At 35.3% G+C, this 18,282-nt stretch carries 13 protein-coding genes, 2 tRNA genes and 1 rRNA gene; 10 read left to right on the top strand and 6 right to left on the bottom strand.

The genetic code is table 11. The features are described from left to right. Positions 1 to 6 precede the first annotated feature (6 nt). The 4 genes from BK054_RS01335 to BK054_RS01320 form a co-directional block, all read right to left on the bottom strand. On the bottom strand, positions 7 to 2,082 hold the full coding sequence (locus tag BK054_RS01335) for a hypothetical protein (RefSeq protein ID WP_006267068.1): 2,076 nt from the start codon (positions 2,080 to 2,082) through the stop codon (positions 7 to 9). A 25-nt stretch (positions 2,083 to 2,107) separates the two neighbouring features. Further along, entirely contained in the window at positions 2,108 to 2,833 is a 726-nt protein-coding gene (locus tag BK054_RS01330) for an OB-fold-containig protein (protein WP_006267069.1), read from the bottom strand. Positions 2,834 to 3,049: 216 nt separating this feature from the next. After that, entirely contained in the window at positions 3,050 to 5,383 is a 2,334-nt protein-coding gene (locus BK054_RS01325) for a TonB-dependent receptor (RefSeq protein WP_006267070.1), read from the bottom strand. 202 nt (positions 5,384 to 5,585) lie between these two features. After that, positions 5,586 to 7,253 carry a formate--tetrahydrofolate ligase gene (locus tag BK054_RS01320; RefSeq protein ID WP_006267071.1) on the bottom strand — a complete coding sequence of 556 codons (1,668 nt, stop codon included), beginning with the start codon at positions 7,251 to 7,253 and terminating at the stop codon, positions 5,586 to 5,588. Positions 7,254 to 7,556: 303 nt separating this feature from the next. Here BK054_RS01320 and BK054_RS01315 point away from each other — a divergent pair, with 303 nt between their 5' ends. After that, positions 7,557 to 8,138 carry a PhnA domain-containing protein gene (locus tag BK054_RS01315; RefSeq protein ID WP_006260179.1) on the top strand — a complete coding sequence of 194 codons (582 nt, stop codon included), beginning with the start codon at positions 7,557 to 7,559 and terminating at the stop codon, positions 8,136 to 8,138. Between the two features lie 275 nt (positions 8,139 to 8,413). Here the strand turns inward: BK054_RS01315 and BK054_RS01310 are convergent, their stop codons facing one another. Further along, a complete protein-coding gene (locus tag BK054_RS01310) occupies positions 8,414 to 8,824 on the bottom strand; it encodes an NUDIX hydrolase (RefSeq protein WP_006264387.1) in 411 nt (136 codons plus the stop codon). Positions 8,825 to 9,201: 377 nt separating this feature from the next. Here BK054_RS01310 and BK054_RS01305 point away from each other — a divergent pair, with 377 nt between their 5' ends. The 3 genes from BK054_RS01305 (at position 9,202) to BK054_RS01295 (ending at position 10,643) form a co-directional block, all read left to right on the top strand. Beyond that, a complete protein-coding gene (locus BK054_RS01305) occupies positions 9,202 to 9,795 on the top strand; it encodes a cell wall assembly protein (RefSeq protein WP_225581973.1) in 594 nt (197 codons plus the stop codon). 107 nt (positions 9,796 to 9,902) lie between these two features. Next, positions 9,903 to 10,256 carry a CD225/dispanin family protein gene (locus BK054_RS01300; RefSeq protein WP_006261922.1) on the top strand — a complete coding sequence of 118 codons (354 nt, stop codon included), beginning with the start codon at positions 9,903 to 9,905 and terminating at the stop codon, positions 10,254 to 10,256. A gap of 9 nt (positions 10,257 to 10,265) precedes the next feature. After that, positions 10,266 to 10,643: a DUF2752 domain-containing protein gene (locus tag BK054_RS01295; protein WP_006260175.1), complete on the top strand. Its 378-nt coding sequence runs from the start codon at positions 10,266 to 10,268 to the stop codon at positions 10,641 to 10,643. Between the two features lie 58 nt (positions 10,644 to 10,701). Here BK054_RS01295 and BK054_RS01290 read toward each other — a convergent pair whose 3' ends face one another. Continuing rightward, entirely contained in the window at positions 10,702 to 11,112 is a 411-nt protein-coding gene (locus BK054_RS01290) for a hypothetical protein (RefSeq protein WP_232234328.1), read from the bottom strand. Positions 11,113 to 11,923: 811 nt separating this feature from the next. Between BK054_RS01290 and BK054_RS01285 the strand changes: the two genes are divergently transcribed. The 6 genes from BK054_RS01285 to BK054_RS01260 all read left to right on the top strand — a co-directional run bounded on the left by BK054_RS01285 (position 11,924) and on the right by BK054_RS01260 (position 18,194). After that, positions 11,924 to 12,994 (top strand): type II asparaginase, encoded by a 1,071-nt coding sequence (locus tag BK054_RS01285; protein ID WP_006267073.1) that lies wholly within the window; start codon positions 11,924 to 11,926, stop codon positions 12,992 to 12,994. 113 nt (positions 12,995 to 13,107) lie between these two features. Further along, positions 13,108 to 14,454, top strand: coding sequence for an anaerobic C4-dicarboxylate transporter family protein (locus BK054_RS01280; protein WP_006267074.1), 1,347 nt, complete (start codon positions 13,108 to 13,110; stop codon positions 14,452 to 14,454). A 30-nt stretch (positions 14,455 to 14,484) separates the two neighbouring features. After that, positions 14,485 to 15,672, top strand: a complete 1,188-nt coding sequence (locus BK054_RS01275; protein ID WP_006260171.1) for a porin — start codon at positions 14,485 to 14,487, stop codon at positions 15,670 to 15,672. A 686-nt stretch (positions 15,673 to 16,358) separates the two neighbouring features. Then, positions 16,359 to 17,876 (top strand): 16S ribosomal RNA (locus BK054_RS01270). A gap of 79 nt (positions 17,877 to 17,955) precedes the next feature. After that, positions 17,956 to 18,029 (top strand) — tRNA-Ile (locus BK054_RS01265). A 91-nt stretch (positions 18,030 to 18,120) separates the two neighbouring features. After that, positions 18,121 to 18,194 (top strand) — tRNA-Ala (locus tag BK054_RS01260). Positions 18,195 to 18,282 lie beyond the last annotated feature (88 nt).

The raw sequence follows: 18,282 nt of genomic DNA, 5'->3' as shown, positions 1-18,282 counted from the left end.
TATACATTAAGATAACTTCTTATTCCCTATACCGAAACTCTGAACAGCATCAGCTATATTGCTTAATAAGCCCATATTGTCCTCAGTTGCGTTTTGTTGCATTTTAAGTACTAATGATGCAATACTAAGATTCTTTAAGTCTTCAGTTGTGATATTAAACTGACTTGCATAGTGCTTAATATTATTAAATAACTCACCTTGACTGATAGTAGAGCCATCACCTAATAAAGCAAGTTTAATATCTTGAGCATTCTGACTCTTGTCGATTAATTGGTCAAATCCTTTTGCACGACTTACTTGATTGATAATGTTTTCGAAGAACATTGTTTCTCCACCTACGATATCAATCTTAGCAGTCTGAAGTGCAGAAGATAATACGTTAGCTTGTGATTGAGCAATATCTTTTTGGATTGTGATAGCAGCCAATTCCACTTCTTTTTCTTTCTGAAGTTGAAGTTTGAACTCTTCGTGTTCTTTACCTACACCATCCATTTGCTTCATAGCATTTGCTTTCTCTTTTAATCCTTCAGCATCAGCTATTGCTTTTTCTTTCATTACTTCTGCTTCAGCTAATCCTTCTTTTCTCTTCGCTTCTGCTTTCGCTTCGATACCAGCTGCTTCAGCAGTAGCTATACGTTGTATTTTAGCAGCATCTACGATACTTTGTTGTTCTACAGCCTCTGCTTTTGCTTTGATTACTTCTGCCTCAGCTAATCCGATAGTAGCATCTTCACGAGCTTTTGCATCTGCAAGTATCTTACGTGCCTCAGCTTGTTTAATAGAAGCTTCTTTCTCTGCTTCTGCTTCGATCAGCATTTGTTGAGAGATTTGCTCTTGAGCAGATTTTTTAGCTTCTGCTTCTTTCACTGTTCTGATTAAGTTTTCTTCTGCTTGTCTACTTGCTTGAGTGATACCTACTTGTTTCTCTCTTTCTACAGCGCGTAGTGCTTCGACGTCTTTGATATTTTGTTGTTCTTCCACAACTCCTTTTTCAAGCTGTACTCTTTCGCGAATAACATCTTGTATTGTCTTTTTCTCTTCCTCTACAGCGCGTTCTTTGTTGATTTGAGCCAATGTTACGATACGCTCTCTTTCAGTTTGTTCTAACGCTCTGTCTTTTTCTACTCTTTCTGTTTCCACAGCATCAGTACGCTCTTTATTTTTAGCAGCGATAATTACTTGACGTAGTTTATTCTCTTCTAATACAGCCAGACTTTCTTCAGTAGAGATGCGTACACTCTCAGATTTAAGACGTTCTTCCTCACGTACCTTTTGAATCTCAGCTTCTTCACGAGCACGGATATTATCCACTTCTCTGCGTTGTTTCTCTTCTTTTTCTGATAACTGTCTTTCAAGTTCTAAGATAGCTTCACGAGCTTCTACGTCTTGCTTCTTGATTACCTTTTGCTCATCTCTACGGATAAGGTTAGCATTGATGTTTTGTAATGCAGTAAGTTCAGTAATCTTCTTGATACCTTCAGAGTCAAGAATGTTCTGTGGATCTAAGTAAGAGATATTTGTTTGTTCTAAGTAGTCGATAGCACAGTCATCTAAGATGTACCCGTTTAAATCTCTACCAATGATATTAATAATCTCTTCTCTAAACTCTCTACGAGCTTCGTATAATTCGATAAATTCAAATTTCTTACCTACTGTTTTTAAAGCTTCAGAAAACTTCGCTTCGAATATGTTTCTTAGCGTTTCTACATCACTTGCACGCTCACAACCTAATGTTTGTGCCACATTAATTACGTCTTCTATAGACTTGTTAACTCTGATAAAGAAAGCTACTTTAATATCTGCACGAATATTGTCTTTACAGATAAGACCTTCGTTTTGCATTCTATCGATTTGTAATTTTTTTACAGAGATATCCATAATCTCCATTTTATGGAATACAGGGATTACATAAATACCTTTGTTGAAAGCTACTTTAGTCCCACCAACCCCAGTTCTTACTATAGATTTACCTTGCGGTATCTTCTTATAGAAAGATGCAAGTATTGCAAAAAATAATAATACTAATAGAAAAAGTGCGCCTATAATAATAGCTATTAATGTCCCTAGACCAAACTCACCCATAGATTTTAGTGTTTATAGTTAATAATTAATGTATTCTTCTTACTTGGAAGATATTTTCTTTATCACATTTTTTAATGATAATGACTTTCTCTCCATATTTTATTTGATTACCATCTGTACTCTGTACCAATATCTTGATTGGATCTTGATCGATGACTACCTCCATATTTCCTTGTTTATCTGCAGTGATACTTGATAACATAACACCTTCTTTTCCGATAAAGTCTATTGCCTTCTCTCCGTGATAGCCTGTATTTTTTAAAAACTGAACTAGCGGAAGTGTAGCATAGTGTGTTAAGATAATCGCTATAAAAGAAAGTGGAATTAATATCACAACAGACCAAAAGCCTAGATTCACTACTTTAGGAATTGTAGTAGTTAATAATGTACCTGCCCAAGTAAAGAATTTAAAGATGGTTAATACAATCATGAAAGGGATCTTCCCTACATTCATAAACTCAAGTATCTGCATAAAGATACTTGGCTGACGTACATCTACATGATCTGCTACCTCCACTTCTTTGTCATGAGTAATGTCTACATGACTTTGTTGTAAGTCAAAGTCTGTATCTACATCAGCATCAATGTCTATGTCAACATCTATTTCAGGATTGACATCCATATCAATATCAAAACCATCAAAACCTCCTAATAAAGCCGAGAATATCCAATAGATAAAGGTTATCCCCATTAATACACTCATAATAGCGTTCGGAAGTGGATTGAATAAATGATGAATTATTTCTGTCATTTATGAGTAAGGTATTATATTAATATGTGTTTAAAATTTACCAAATATAACTTAATTTTAAGAAAGTGTTCTGCTTTATTTTGACAATATTATAACATGAACGAACAATTTATCCTTTTAGGATACCTCTTTTGAGAAATAGGACTTGGATACATTTGTTTTTAAGATTTCAAATAGGATATAAAGAACTTTATGAGTAATTATTGCTCTACTTTATTAAAAGGAATATGTTGCATTAAAGGACATTGTAGTTCCAACTCCTCTAGTATAATCAGCGTGAATACCTCTGTATTGGCTTACTGGTGGGTAGTAGGTTTTATTGAATAGATTGTCTATACCAAGAGAGAGTGACCAATGGTCGTTAGGTTTATAATTAGCATTAAGGTTAAATAGATTAACTTCACTTATGGGACCTTGTCCGTTTTTATATTTTCCATTGTTATTTGGGCTGAAGTGTTTTCTGCTTCCTGTATTTATCCAGAATAAAGATAGAGTAGCTTTGCTGAACGGAGTATATGTAATAAATGCAGTCGCTTTATTAGGAGGTATTCTATCTCCACCTAGGTATTCTAAGACACCTTTTTTATTCTCTGTTTTTCCTTCTATAGTGGTGAAAGTACCACCCATTTTTAATCTCTCTATTATTCTTGCCTCTAAAGCTATTTCAAAACCTTTAATCTTTTCAGGTTCTCTACTAGGCATCAGATACCCTCCGACATCTATAAGATTAATACCATATTTAGAAGTACTGATGTAATATGAGGTTTGTAGTGAGAAAATGCTGTTTTTACTAGAGAAACCTATTTCATAATTATTAGTAATGACAGGAGAAGTCTCTAAATTATCCAGTGTATTAGTATCTGCTCTTCTCAATATCTTACCTACTTCATTGAGAGAAAAACCTTGTGAATAACTGATAAATGGATTGAAGTAATCATATTTAGTGTATCGGATACCTGCGTTAAATACTGTTGCTCTATAAGTTAGTTTACCTCCATTCACAGCTATAGAACCTTCGTTATTAGGGCCTGTTGCTATAGTGGTATAGTCATTGATTCTTACATTCGAATTTTCATAACGAATCCCTCCTTTAAAGATAAAGTCATCTAGTAAATCTATCTTTAACTGTGCATAAGGAGCTACGCTTAGCATTTTCATTTGAGGAGTTAATATTCTACCATCTGTGAGGTCTTGCATAGTCATATCACTGAGTAGGTCAAAACCGTAAGTGATTTCAATAGGAGTGTTATAAAGCGTGAATGGGGTATTAAAGTTAGCTCTCAGTCCTTTCTTTTTTGATATTATCCTAGTCTGACCTGGACCATACCAGACTGTTCCTTTCGGTACATAGCGATTCATAGATTGGAAGGAGGTGAGGTAAGCACTAATGTCTAATCGGGTATTAGCATAAAGAGCATTATTAGTATAGGTCAGCATAGCATTGTGATTGTATGGTGTGCCTACAGGCTTTCCGCCTTCATTACCTCTTATGCCTATAGCAGGCTCCTGTCCATAACGACCCAGTTTAGTTTTGTACTTCTCATCTTGTACGGTAGTGTAATAATTGTAGAATAGTTGTAATGAGGAGGAATCATTGAGCTGATAAGACAGTTTTGTAAAGATGTTTCGCTCATAAGAATTAGATAGACCACCTAGTTGCCCTAATGGCAAACCTTCACCATCTCTTTGTAAGCCATTGTATTTAAGATGACCACCTATAGCGTAGCTGAAGTTATTTATTCTACCTGAGAAATATTGTCCTATTTGATAGCCTAAGGTTCCACTACTGTGATAAGGGTTAAAGGTAGTACCTATTTTAGTTTGTCCACTTAGTGGTTTGTTGCCTACATCTTTTCTAGTAATATAATTGATAATACCACCCGCAGATCCATTGCCATAGATAGATGTTGCTCCTTTTATTACTTCTATTTTTTCGATAACATAAGGGTCAAGAGAGCGTATACTCCGGGCTCCATTCATTAAAGGAAGAGATTGAGGGATACCATCTATTAAGATTAATAGAGGTCTTCCTCTCAGTGTCTGTCCTGTATTAGCTACTTTATTAGTAGCTGTAGCGAGTCCAGGTACTGTATTACCTAAAATATAGCTGATATTACTATTAATATCACTTTGTGTTTCTATTTCTTGTTTGGCAAGTATCGTTACAGAAGAGGGGACTGTAGAGATGTGTTCTGGTTTTCGGCCAGCAGTAATGATAATTTCATTTATAGTTTCAGGATTAGCAGTAAGTGTAATTGTAAAGTTGTTAATCGTATCTTTTTGTAACTCAAGAGTCGTATAGTAATCAGCGTAATCTAAGGCTTTTAACTTTAAGTCAACAGTACTAGAATGAGTATCTGTTAGGGTGAATATACCAGTATCGTCAGTGATACCTACATTTTGATTATTTATCTCTATCACTGTATTAGGAATGGCTTGACCAGAAGAGTTTTTTACTCGAAGATTTAAATGCTGTGCCTGTGAGAACATTGATAATGAAGATAATAGTGTGATGTACAGTTTCTCTTTTCGGGAGGATAGTAATTTCATAATAAATTTATTTAGAATTATTCTAAACAAATTTATACAAAAGCATCACTTTATTTAAAAAAACAGATCGTAAATTGAGAGGGATATGTAGTTAAAGTTTTGAATAGTAGGTGTTTAATTTTGATTATTTCACAGTTATTATAAAATGAATAGGGCCACCTTTATAAGGCGACCCTACTATTATAGTATATGATATCAGCGATTAGCTCAATCCTTCTATTAATCCATCTACTAAGTCAATTCTTAGCGCTTGTGGAGATTTAGGCAATCCAGGCATACGCATAATATCTCCTGCTATAGCCACGATAAACTCAGAACCTCTATTGATCACTAAGTCATTGATCACAATGTCAAAATCTTTAGCGACACCGTATGCCGTTGCGTCTGCAGAGAATGAATATTGTGTTTTGGCAATACATACAGGATATTGATCCATATCTGTGTTTTTTAGTTGGGCTAATTTCTTCTTAGCAGCAGAGGAGAACTCTACTTTATTAGCTCCATATATCTTCTTAGCGATATTCTCTATTTTTACAGCTATTGTTTCACTGTCTTGATAAGGGAACTGAAGAGGCTTACTTGGGTTGTTTGCTATTGTGTTTACAACTACTTCAGCTAGGGCTTTAGCGCCTTCACCACCTTCTACGAATGCATTGTTAATCGCAAATCCAATGTGGTTATCCTTACAGTATTGCTCTACGATTTGTAGCTCCTCTGTATCATCAGTTGCATATTTATTGAAGGCAACTACTATGCTTTGCCCATAAGATTTAATATTCTCTACATGCTTAGCTAAGTTCTCTAATCCTTTGCGGATACCATCTGTATTTTTAGCTTTGATATCTTCGATAGCTACACCACCGTGCATTTTTAATCCTTGCGCAGTAGCTACTACCACTGTCAGTTTTGGTTGTAAACCAGATTTACGACACTTGATATCAAAGAATTTTTCGGCACCTAAGTCTGCACCAAAGCCTGCTTCAGTGATAACATAGTCTCCATAGCTCATAGCCATTTTAGTAGCGATAACAGAGTTACAACCATGTGCAATATTAGCGAATGGTCCACCGTGAATAAAGGCGGCAGTGTTTTCCGTAGTTTGTACTAAGTTAGGATTAAGTGCATCTTTTAATAGTACCGTAATAGCTCCAGCTACACCTAGATCTTTTACTGTAAACATACTTCCGTCATATCGATATCCTAATAAGATATTTTCGATTCTGCGTCTAAGGTCTTCTATATCTGTCGCCAGACACATAATAGCCATAATCTCAGAGGCTGGAGTAATGTCAAATCCTGATTCTTGTGGTACTCCATTAGCACTACCTCTTAGCCCAGTGTTGATATAACGCAAGCTACGGTCATTCACATCCAATACTCGTTTCCACAATATTTCTTTAATTCCGTTTTCATTAGCTCTATTCTGATAGATATAGTTATCAAATAAAGCACTTATCGTATTATGAGCTGATGTGATAGCGTGAAAATCTCCTGTGAAGTGTAGGTTGATATTCTCCATAGGCAATACCTGAGCATATCCACCTCCTGCAGCTCCACCTTTCATCCCAAAGCATGGGCCTAATGAAGGTTCGCGTAAGGCTACTACAGCTTTCTTACCTATTTTATTTAATCCCAACGCTAGACCTATAGATACAGTCGTTTTACCGATACCTGCTTTAGTAGGAGTGATTGAAGTAACTAATATTAAATTTGACTTATTGATGTTCTCTGTATTCATAGCATCTAGAGGAACCTTAGCCATATACTTTCCGTAAGGGATAAGCTCTTCTTCATTTACACCGATAGAGTGTGCTACATCTTGTATTCTCTTTAACTCACATTCACGAGCAATTTCGATATCTGTTTTCATTTATAATGATAGTTTGTGTTATTGAAGAGTAAAGATAAGGTTTTTTGTAAGGGCAATTATCGCTATTGTACTTAATTAAAGAAGGTATAAGTATTATGGCGAATTGTGTAATGAAAACCAGGACATATAAGTCGAAACCATAATTCTAGGATTCAATTTTTAGAAGCAATCTAAAAAATTAAGTGTTTTGTTAAATTCATATCTGTGTAGTGCAAATGGTTTAATTACTGAAGTGTTTTATTATTTTTTATATCTAAATAATAACATATATCTTTACAACTTTAATAATATATTGTTTTATAAATGAAGACTGAAGCACAATTAATAGAAAGAAGTGGTAATAAATGCGAACTATGTGAGGCAACTGGACATTTAAATGTATATGAAGTACCACCTGCAGCAGCAAATGAAGCAGATAGAGAAATCTATATTTGTGATACTTGTTTAGAGCAAGTAGAGAAGAAAGCTGAATTAGATGCTAATCACTGGCAATGTCTGACTACATCAATGTGGAGTGAATTTCCAGCTGTACAAGTAGTAGCTTGGCGTATGCTGAACCGTTTCCGTAACGAAAGTTGGGCAGCAGATAGTTTAGAGATGATGTATTTAGACGATGAACTTTTAGAGTTTGCTAAACTTACAGGAGATCATACAGGGGATGGAAGTGTAGACCTTCATAAAGACTGTAATGGTAATGTATTAGTAGGAGGAGATACTGTGACATTAATTAAAGATCTTGATGTAAAAGGATCTACTATTAATGCTAAGATTGGTACTGCTGTTAGAAATATCCGTTTAGTACACGATAATACAGAACAAATCGAAGGAAAGATAGATGGTCAACAAATCGTTATTTTAACCAAGTTCGTAAAGAAACAAGCATAATTAGCATATACTGATATAATAGCCTCTTTGTTTTAGACTTAGAGGCTTTTTTATTGGCTTTTGGTAGCGGTGAGTCCGTAGTGAGTCCGTAGTGAGTCCGTTATGAGTCCGTAGTGACTCCGTTAATTCTCGATAAATAACGCAGTCATTACTTAGGTGTTAGAGTAAGGTAATACTGATATTGCAAAGTAAATAGGTACAGTACTAGATGAAACTAGAAACCTTAGAGGGTCTTGGTGATTATGTTGAGAGTACGTTGTAGTACTATCAGAGGATTAGAATAAACTTAACCAAATAGGAACACTAAATTCTTCTAATAGATGTGCAAGTTTAGTTTCTTTATAAGTTTCTCTTGTGAGCCACTTTGCTTCCGCTATTTCTGAAGCTACTTCTAGCGTTTGATGATTGATTATAATATGATAGATATGAGCTTTCACTATAGTATTCTTTTCATTCACAGCTTCTGTACTATGTGTACCCAGTAGGGTTAGTTCATTTGTGTTTACTGTTAAGTTTAGCTCTTCTTTTAACTCTCTTATTAATGTTTGTTCAGGAGTTTCTCCTTTTTCGATTTTACCACCTGCCATCATATAATAGGTAGACGTTTTTTTGCGTACAGTCAGTAATCGGTTATCTTGATCTGTTATTAATGCTGATGCTAAATATAGAATAGTAGGAGTTGTCATATTAGACAGTTTTTTAAAATGTAAAGATAGTATTATTAAAAATAACTGTTCAATCATGTTTTGCGAAACTTTATCTTGAGTAAAACAGTACAAAAAGGTTAATTAAAGAAGAATAAGTACTAAAATTAAATGGTTAATATTTAAATAATTAGTCGTCCATTTAGTAAAGTTTATTACTTTTACCAACGAAATAAATGAATTACATATATCAATCGACTTAAATGATAAAAAAAATATAAGTTTGTTGTGGAAATATGTTTTTCAATAAAAAAATATTTTATCTTTATTCTATCAAAGTAATTACTAATATAGAATAAGATTTAGTGTATTACATTAGTTTTAATTTTTAAAATCCGTAAGCCTGATAAGAGGCGAAAATGAACATCACAATGGTAAAAGAAGAATTTACTGCATTATTTAAAGGGTATAAAGTACCTAATGAAATTAAAAGTTTATTGGAATTTCAGACATCTGAGAATATTCCATCTTATTATTCTAACGCTATCTATTTAATAGACGAGGATCCAGGAATCATCGAATCTATTTCAGAAGAAGAAGAATTTGTAAATTCGTTTGTTCCTTTTGCAGAGGCTAATAGTACTGGTAGTATTTTTGCTTTTTGGGTACAGGATAAAGCGGTAAAAAGTTTAGATAACTGTCCTATCGTTGTTTTTGGTGATGAAGGTGGAGTTTTTATCGTTGCTAAAAATATCAAAGAGCTATTACAGATATCAGCTTATGATGTGGAAGCAGTTGTGTTTATGGAAGAATTCTATTTCCCTGATAAAGAGGAACTGATAGAAGAAGGAGAATTCGATGCTGCAGAGTTCAATAAAGAATTCTTAGATTGGCTTCGTACTGATGCGAAATTAAAACCGATTCTTACGATAGAAGCTATAGATGAAGTGATTGCAAATGCACAAGATCAATTTGCTGATGAGTTAGAGCAATTTATAGCAAAGTTTGCATAAGGATAAAAGAAATAAGATAAGTATAATGAAAAGAGAGGAATTTCCTCTCTTTTTTGTTATAGATATGTTAATAAAAATAACTATCTTGCTCAACAAAATAAAAAAATATGGAATTTAATCAATTTGAAAATCAAGTTACAGAACAACGTGAGAAGCCTAATAACTATATGGGGCTGTCTATTACTTCTACAGTATTAGGTATGTGTTCTTTCTGGTGTATTGGGTTAATATTAGGTATTATCGCTATCGTAATGTCTAGTCAGTCTACTAGTAAATATAATAATGGTGAGTATGAGGCTTCTGTTAAAGCAGCTAGTACAGCGAAGAAATTAGCTTTAGTAGCTATTTTATTATTTGTAATCGCTATTGGTAAAGCTGTTTTTGATATTGTGAGTGCAGGAGGTATTAATGCATACTTCGAAACAATTATGGAGCAAGTGAGAGCAGCTCAAAATATGTAATAGACTATAATGAAGAATTGGATACTTAGAATCATATTTCTAATAATTCCTCTTTTTGGATTATATTATTACTATCAGTTTTTTGGGAGTGGTGATAATGGTGGTCTATCGTGTATGTTCTATCGTGAGACAGGATGGTTATGCCCTGGATGTGGAGGACAGCGTGCCTTGCATGCATTACTACATGGACATTTTAGAGAGGCTATAGAATATAATGTAATGATATTAGTATACTTTCCTCTACTTGCTTTTTTATATATAGCATTAGTGGAAGTGTATATTGTAAAGAATGATAAGTTTTTGCAGAAATATGCTATTCCGAATTGGTTTGCCTATTCTTTTCTAGCACTTATTATTGTATTCTTTATAGTCAGAAATATATGGTAAAGTAAAAAGCCCCTTAGTTAATCTAAGGGGCTTTTGTATTTATAAGAAGATTAGGTTCTTATTTATCTTTAAAAGTGCGTAGTTCATTTTTATATACATAGTATATACTACTTGTGATAGGGTCTATTTCGTATAGAGGTCTATTGTTATCAATAGCTATTTTATCTACTTCTTTACCGTCTTTCTTTCTCACTTTGACTAGTTGTGTAGTTTCTCCTTCAGTACCTCTAGCGAATACATAAGCGTATTCAGCAGTTTGTTTAAGAGCATTAAATCTACTTTGTACCAATGGAGTAATAGTACTATTCAGGTCATTCATAAGGGACTGTTGAGTATTTAGTGTTTTTTGTGCTTTAGCACGATCTTTCTCACTGAATACATAGTCTTTGCTTTCTATTACTTGACCATTAGCATTGCGATAAGATACAGAATAGGTCGCACTTGTTATGGCTTGGTTTTTAGTATTCATAGCCCCCATATAAGCATTACCAGCTATAGACGCTGATTTTAATAAACGTCTTCCTGCTTCTCCTGGTTCTTTATACGTGTTGTGGTATATAACATTTCCATCTTGACCAACTCCGATAACATCGTTTTGCCCAATGATACAGATTACACCATCGATGACTTCTAGACTAGTAGTTAAATTGTCGTTATATATAGTTAATAGACGTTGTCATTAAAAGTGTATGGAGTAAAGTTTTATTGTGTTTTTTTTAACAGAATTGATTCAGAAAAATGATTGTATTATTTTTTATCTAAAATTTTACTATTTATCGAATAAAAGAGACGAAATAATAGGCTCTTATAGCTGCAGTTTTTTTTATTATATTGAAATATGTTTAAAAAAAAGCTGTAGTTTGGAATATTATTGCTGAATATTTATTTATTCTTTTTTACTTTTACTTATTTGATATTGTTAATTATTGTCGTAGTTTTATATATTATTTAGATCAGTGTTGTGTTAAAGTGACTTTATTTGGCATTTTTTTGATTATATTTTTCTGTTTTAAAACAATGGCAAAATAAAAAATATAGAAGTTTAGTGCTCTGAGGTAAAAGTGTGAAAAAATAAAGTGATGTAGGGTATTGATATATTTTTAAGAGAAATTATTTTTAGGAAATAGGAGATTTTATTATTCGTTTTTTTAAAAAAAAATAAGAAAAGGGAATGAAAGTTGTGGTGTGTAGTTTAGAACGATATGAGTTATCTATCTCTGATATAGAATAGAAGATTGGTTTAAAAAAGTAGAAGTTGATTAATTATAATTATAGTAACCATGAAAAAGGTATTTAGTTTAATGTTCGGTGTATTGTTAGCATTTCAAATGCAAGCTCAGACTAAAGGAGCTTCAAATACATCAAAGGATGAACCTCGTGTGATTATCCTTGCAACAGGAGGAACAATAGCAGGGTCAGGAGAGTCGGCAACGAAGGCAGCTTATACTGCAGGTAAAATTCCGATTGAGAATCTTCTAAATGCTGTACCTGAGATGCATAAGTTTGGCAAAGTTAAAGGGGAACAGATTGCTCAGATTGGTAGTCAAGATATGAATATTGAAACTTGGTTGAAATTAAGTAATCGTATTAATGAGATATTCGAGAAAGACGAGGCTGATGGAGTAGTGATCACTCATGGAACGGATACCCAAGAGGAGACTGCTTATTTTTTAGAATTGACTATTAATTCTAATAAGCCTGTGGTATTAGTGGGAGCGATGAGACCTGCGACAGCGATGAGTCAAGATGGGAATAGAAACTTATTAGATGCTGTGATGGTGGCTGCATCTCCTGAAAGTAAAGAAGCAGGGGTGGTGATTGCAATGAATGAAGCAGTATTTGCAGCTAGAGATGTCACAAAAACAGTGACAACTAATATGGCTACATTTCAATCTAGAAATTTTGGACCAATAGGATTGATCTTTGATGGGAAAGTGAGTTACTACTATAAAACATTGAGATCTCCAGAGAAGAAGTTTAATGTAAAGGGATTAACTAAACTTCCTCAGGTAGAAATCGTTTACGGTTATGCTGATGCTAGTCCTAGAGCAGTGACTGCTGCCAAAGAAGAAGGTGTAGCTGGTATAGTATACGCTGGTATGGGGAATGGTAACTTTAATGTTCCTGTAGGAGATGCTTTAATAGCAGCTGCAAAATCAGGTATTATAGTTTGTCGTTCAGCAAGAGCTGGAGCAGGTAGAGTGACTTTATTTAATGAGGTGGATGATAATGCGCTTGGTTTTGTGGTAGCAGATGATTTAAGTCCTCAGAAAGCTAGAATCTTATTAATGTTAGCACTTACTGAGACCAAAGATAGAGCTGTGATTCAAGATATGTTCTTCAAATATTAAAAGAGATAAGTTATAACCATTAATATAAGAGGAGCGCCTACTGAATGTATATACAGTGTAGCGCTCCTTTTATATAGAATCTATACTAAAGGTATAATTAAAATTTTGTGGCTATGTTACTATTACAGTTCTGCATCTTGATAGGAATGATTCTTATCGGATCGCAAATGAAAGGAATTGGTCTTGGTGTTATGGGAATGGTTGGCTTAAGTATATTCGTATTTGTATTCGGTATGCGTCCTGGCGACCCTCCTATAGATGTAATGCTTGTGATTATGGCAATTGTGTCTACAGCTGCTACACTTCAAGCCTGTGGTGGACTTGATTACTTAGTACAATTAGCGGAAAAAGTGATTCGAAGTAACCCTTCTAATATTGTGTTTATCGCACCATTTACGGTTTATTTCTTTTGCCTTTTTGCTGGTACAGCGCACTTACTATATTCTTTATTACCTATTATTTCTGAGGTAGCAGCTAAAAAGAGAATTAGACCTGAGCGCCCTTTAAGTATATCAGTTATCGCTTCTCACTTAGCTATAACAGGAAGTCCGATGAGTGCCGCGACAGCTGCTTTTGCAGGAGCTAGTATTTTAGCTTATCAAGGAGCTTTGATAGATATTATGAAGGTGTGTATACCAGCTTGTCTTATTGGTATTTTAATAGGTTGTTTATCTGTTCTTAAGAAAGGGAAAGAGTTAGAAGATGATCCTATATTTATTGAGAAGATGAGAGACCCTGAGTTTGCTAAAAGTCTTGATGCAGACGAGGTAGGAGAGAAAAAAGAGTTAAAAAAAGGAGCGAAGAGTTCTGTTGTTATATTTTCTATAGCAGTGTTATTAATTGTTCTAGCGGGTGCTTTTCCTCAATTACTTCCTGTGTTTGAACCTGGGGCTGCAAGCTTAGTGCTTAAGGCTAATGGAGAACTACAGATGGTAGCAGTGATAAGTATGATTACATTGACTGCGTCTGCTCTAATGATGATTACGACCAAGACAAGTGCTATAGCAGTGACAAAGGTTAGTCTCTTTAGTTCTATGGCTACTGCGGTAGTCTCTGTGTTTGGGGTAGTATGGATGAGCTCTACTTTTATGGCGCATAATGAGGTGGTGATAAAAGCATTTATGACCGATGTGGTTTCTGCATATCCGTGGACTTTTGCTATTGCTGTATTTATTTTAGGTGCCTTGATGTTTAGTCAAGCAGCTACAACTAAAACGATGATGCCTCTAGGGGTGTCTTTAGGATTGTCTAATCCAGCGTTGATTGCAATTTTCCCAGCAGTAAATGCGGATTTCGTATTGCCAGGTTATCCAACATTGCTAGCAGCAATTAATTTTGATAGAACAGGAAGTACTAGGATTGGAAAGTTTGTAGTGAATCACAGTTTTATGATTCCAGGGTTAGTTGCTATAGGTGTTGCAGTAGCAGCCGGTTTCTTATTAGGAGCTATATTATTATAAAAAATGAAGTATTAAATAAAAAAAATGAAAATGAAAAAGGCATTATTATTAATGACGATGTTTGTAAGTGCGGGAGCAATGGCTCAGGAACCGCAATCTTCTACAGACACAATAGTAAAACCTATTATCCCCGTCGAGAAAGTAGGATTGTTAAAAAATATAGACGTTCTATTTCATACTAGAGTAGGGTTTGAGAGTTATTTTGATAACGGAACTTTTACAAACTCTGAGTTTGATAATAATCAAGCACGTATTGAGATAAAGGGGAAAATACATGATCGAGTGTATTTTAGATTTAGGAATAGATATACTCAGAAATCTGAAATAGGAACTAAAGATCATATCGAAAGAGGGGTTGATATGGCATTTGTTGGAATTTACCTTGATCCTAAGACTAGATTAGACATTGGTAAGATGAGTACTGACTGGGGAGGATTTGAGTTTGATTTAAATCCAATCGAGATTTTACAGTATAATGATATATTGCAACATGCTGATAATTTCTTGACAGGAGTTGGGGTTACACATACTCTGGATAATGGGCATTCTTTTGGATTGCAAGTGCTAAATTCTAGAACACAGCATTTTGAAGACCAGTATCAGGATTTTGATATTACTAATATAGAAAAAGCAAAAATGCCTTTAGCTTTTGTTACGAATTGGAGAGGTAATTTCTTTGGTGGTAAGTTCCAAACAAATTATAGTTATAGTTACTTTCAAGAAGCCAAAAGTAAAGTGATGAACTATGTGTCCCTTGGTCATAAGTATCAAGATGATAAATTAACCATTATGTATGACTTCCAGTATAGCAAGGAAGATCTAGATCGTAAAGGGATGGTTAGTTATATGGTGAATAATACCTTAGCAGATGGTGTTAAAGGACATGTGAGTGAAAATGTAGCTTATATGGATAACTGGATTAAGGCAGATTACTTAGTTACTCCTAAGTTAAATTTATCATTAACATTGATGACTAGTAACGCTTATGGTAAGAATATAGAGAGTACTACAAGTGGTACAGATCGCTTGAGAACAAGTTATGGTTTTATACCAACAGTACAGTATATACCATTTAAGGATATTAATGTGAGGTTCTTTGTGTCTTATGTAGGAAGATATTACAATTACTCATCTTATGCTAAGAATAATTTAGGATTAGAAAATTATAATACAGGAAGATTGACAATAGGATTTGTTGCTCCTTTATTGATACTATAATAAATATGTCATAAAAAAGATAAGCTCTAAGTCTACTGACTTAGAGCTTATCTTTTTTATAGGAGTAGGTCAATAGTGCCTTACTATATATACTATAGTACAATATTAAATATATTTCGCCCTCTAGCGTTACGTATATATAGTATAGAGACGCCATAAGGTTATAACCTTTAAAAAAAGATAAAAAAAACTTTTGCTCGTAAAAGGTAATATAATAGAGAGTTATGAAATACTTTTCAAAAACCTTTAAAAAAAGACAAAGATAAGTTTGGAAGTAAGGGAAAAGATACTACTTTTGCATCCGCATTAGAGAAGTAGTTGCTACGGTAACAATGTCTCGAAGAGCAGACGATCATAAACAAAAAGTGAAGCAAGAACGACTAAAAATAAGCTTTGAAAAATTTATAAAAATAAATTTGGATAAGTAAAAAATAAGGTAGTATCTTTGCAGTCCGCTTCAGTAAAAACGGGAGTTGAGTGAAAAAATAAAGAAAAATATTTTCTAGAAAAGTTTTGCTAATTCAAAATAAGTTTTTACTTTTGCACTCGCTTTGAAAAACAAGTGAGACTTAGAAATAAGAAGACAACGTTCATAAACATATTGGATTGACAGCATACAAATAAGAGAGTAAGGCAAATCGAAAGATTTGGAATTATACTTTTTTAATTTACGAAATTTAAAATATACGATGAAGAGTTTGATCCTGGCTCAGGATGAACGCTAGCGGCAGGCCTAACACATGCAAGTCGAGGGGTAGAAGAAGCTTGCTTTTTTGAGACCGGCGCACGGGTGAGTAACGCGTATGCAACCTACCTTATACAGGGGAATAGCCCGAAGAAATTCGGATTAATGCTCCATGGTTTATCGATATGGCATCGTATTGATAATAAAGATTTATCGGTATAAGATGGGCATGCGTATCATTAGCTAGTTGGTGTGGTAACGGCATACCAAGGCAACGATGATTAGGGGTCCTGAGAGGGAGATCCCCCACACTGGTACTGAGACACGGACCAGACTCCTACGGGAGGCAGCAGTGAGGAATATTGGTCAATGGAGGCAACTCTGAACCAGCCATGCCGCGTGCAGGATGACGGTCCTATGGATTGTAAACTGCTTTTGTACAGGAAGAAACCTCCCTACGAGTAGGGACTTGACGGTACTGTAAGAATAAGGATCGGCTAACTCCGTGCCAGCAGCCGCGGTAATACGGAGGATCCGAGCGTTATCCGGAATTATTGGGTTTAAAGGGTTCGTAGGCGGCTTTGTAAGTCAGTGGTGAAATTTCCTAGCTTAACTAGGACACTGCCATTGATACTGCAGAGCTTGAATAGTATGGAAGTAACTAGAATATGTAGTGTAGCGGTGAAATGCTTAGATATTACATGGAATACCAATTGCGAAGGCAGGTTACTACGTATTTATTGACGCTGATGAACGAAAGCGTGGGGAGCGAACAGGATTAGATACCCTGGTAGTCCACGCCGTAAACGATGGATACTAGCTGTTCGGTTTTCGGACTGAGTGGCTAAGCGAAAGTGATAAGTATCCCACCTGGGGAGTACGTTCGCAAGAATGAAACTCAAAGGAATTGACGGGGGCCCGCACAAGCGGTGGAGCATGTGGTTTAATTCGATGATACGCGAGGAACCTTACCAGGGCTTAAATGTAGATTGACAGATTTGGAAACAGATTTTTCTTCGGACAATTTACAAGGTGCTGCATGGTTGTCGTCAGCTCGTGCCGTGAGGTGTCAGGTTAAGTCCTATAACGAGCGCAACCCCTATTGTTAGTTGCCAGCGAGTAATGTCGGGAACTCTAGCAAGACTGCCGGTGCAAACCGTGAGGAAGGTGGGGATGACGTCAAATCATCACGGCCCTTACGTCCTGGGCTACACACGTGCTACAATGGCAAGTACAGAAAGCAGCTACCTGGCAACAGGATGCGAATCTCCAAAGCTTGTCTCAGTTCGGATTGGAGTCTGCAACTCGACTCTATGAAGCTGGAATCGCTAGTAATCGGATATCAGCCATGATCCGGTGAATACGTTCCCGGGCCTTGTACACACCGCCCGTCAAGCCATGGAAGCTGGGGGTACCTGAAGTCGGTGACCGCAAGGAGCTGCCTAGGGTAAAACTAGTAACTAGGGCTAAGTCGTAACAAGGTAGCCGTACCGGAAGGTGCGGCTGGAACACCTCCTTTCTAGAGAATAATTATAGAAGTATGATACTTTACTCTCGCTGTTAATACCAAAAAAAGAATAAAGAATTAAGTAATACAGAGTCTCGTAGCTCAGCTGGTTAGAGTACTACACTGATAATGTAGGGGTCGGCAGTTCGAGTCTGCCCGGGACTACTAAAATACTAATTTAAAGGAAATACTAGAGGTTAAACTAACCGCCCAAAAGTTACTGTTAACTGTAAGCTGTTAACCAAACACTAGATACGGGGGATTAGCTCAGCTGGCTAGAGCGCCTGCCTTGCACGCAGGAGGTCATCGGTTCGACTCCGATATTCTCCACTAGGACAAAGGTCCACAAGTTCATTGACATATTGATAAAACTTAACTAACAAAACAGTTAGAAAGAATAAAAAAGATATAGAAAGTA

The organism is Myroides sp. ZB35 (assembly GCF_001865835.1).
Lineage (GTDB): Bacteria > Bacteroidota > Bacteroidia > Flavobacteriales > Flavobacteriaceae > Flavobacterium > Flavobacterium odoratimimum.
This window is presented reverse-complemented; position numbering and strand designations above follow the sequence as displayed.

Excerpts from the sequence above, each read along its gene's own strand:
- BK054_RS01285 (WP_006267073.1), top strand. The coding sequence starts at position 11,924 with ATGAAAAAGGTATTTAGTTTAATGTTCGGTGTATTGTTAGCATTTCAA.
- BK054_RS01310 (WP_006264387.1), bottom strand. The coding sequence starts at position 8,824 with ATGACAACTCCTACTATTCTATATTTAGCATCAGCATTAATAACAGAT.
- BK054_RS01335 (WP_006267068.1), bottom strand. The coding sequence starts at position 2,082 with ATGGGTGAGTTTGGTCTAGGGACATTAATAGCTATTATTATAGGCGCA.
- BK054_RS01315 (WP_006260179.1), top strand. The coding sequence starts at position 7,557 with ATGAAGACTGAAGCACAATTAATAGAAAGAAGTGGTAATAAATGCGAA.
- BK054_RS01280 (WP_006267074.1), top strand. The coding sequence starts at position 13,108 with ATGTTACTATTACAGTTCTGCATCTTGATAGGAATGATTCTTATCGGA.
- BK054_RS01290 (WP_232234328.1), bottom strand. The coding sequence starts at position 11,112 with ATGAATACTAAAAACCAAGCCATAACAAGTGCGACCTATTCTGTATCT.
- BK054_RS01300 (WP_006261922.1), top strand. The coding sequence starts at position 9,903 with ATGGAATTTAATCAATTTGAAAATCAAGTTACAGAACAACGTGAGAAG.
- BK054_RS01295 (WP_006260175.1), top strand. The coding sequence starts at position 10,266 with ATGAAGAATTGGATACTTAGAATCATATTTCTAATAATTCCTCTTTTT.
- BK054_RS01305 (WP_225581973.1), top strand. The coding sequence starts at position 9,202 with ATGAACATCACAATGGTAAAAGAAGAATTTACTGCATTATTTAAAGGG.
- BK054_RS01330 (WP_006267069.1), bottom strand. The coding sequence starts at position 2,833 with ATGACAGAAATAATTCATCATTTATTCAATCCACTTCCGAACGCTATT.
- BK054_RS01320 (WP_006267071.1), bottom strand. The coding sequence starts at position 7,253 with ATGAAAACAGATATCGAAATTGCTCGTGAATGTGAGTTAAAGAGAATA.
- BK054_RS01325 (WP_006267070.1), bottom strand. The coding sequence starts at position 5,383 with ATGAAATTACTATCCTCCCGAAAAGAGAAACTGTACATCACACTATTA.
- BK054_RS01275 (WP_006260171.1), top strand. The coding sequence starts at position 14,485 with ATGAAAAAGGCATTATTATTAATGACGATGTTTGTAAGTGCGGGAGCA.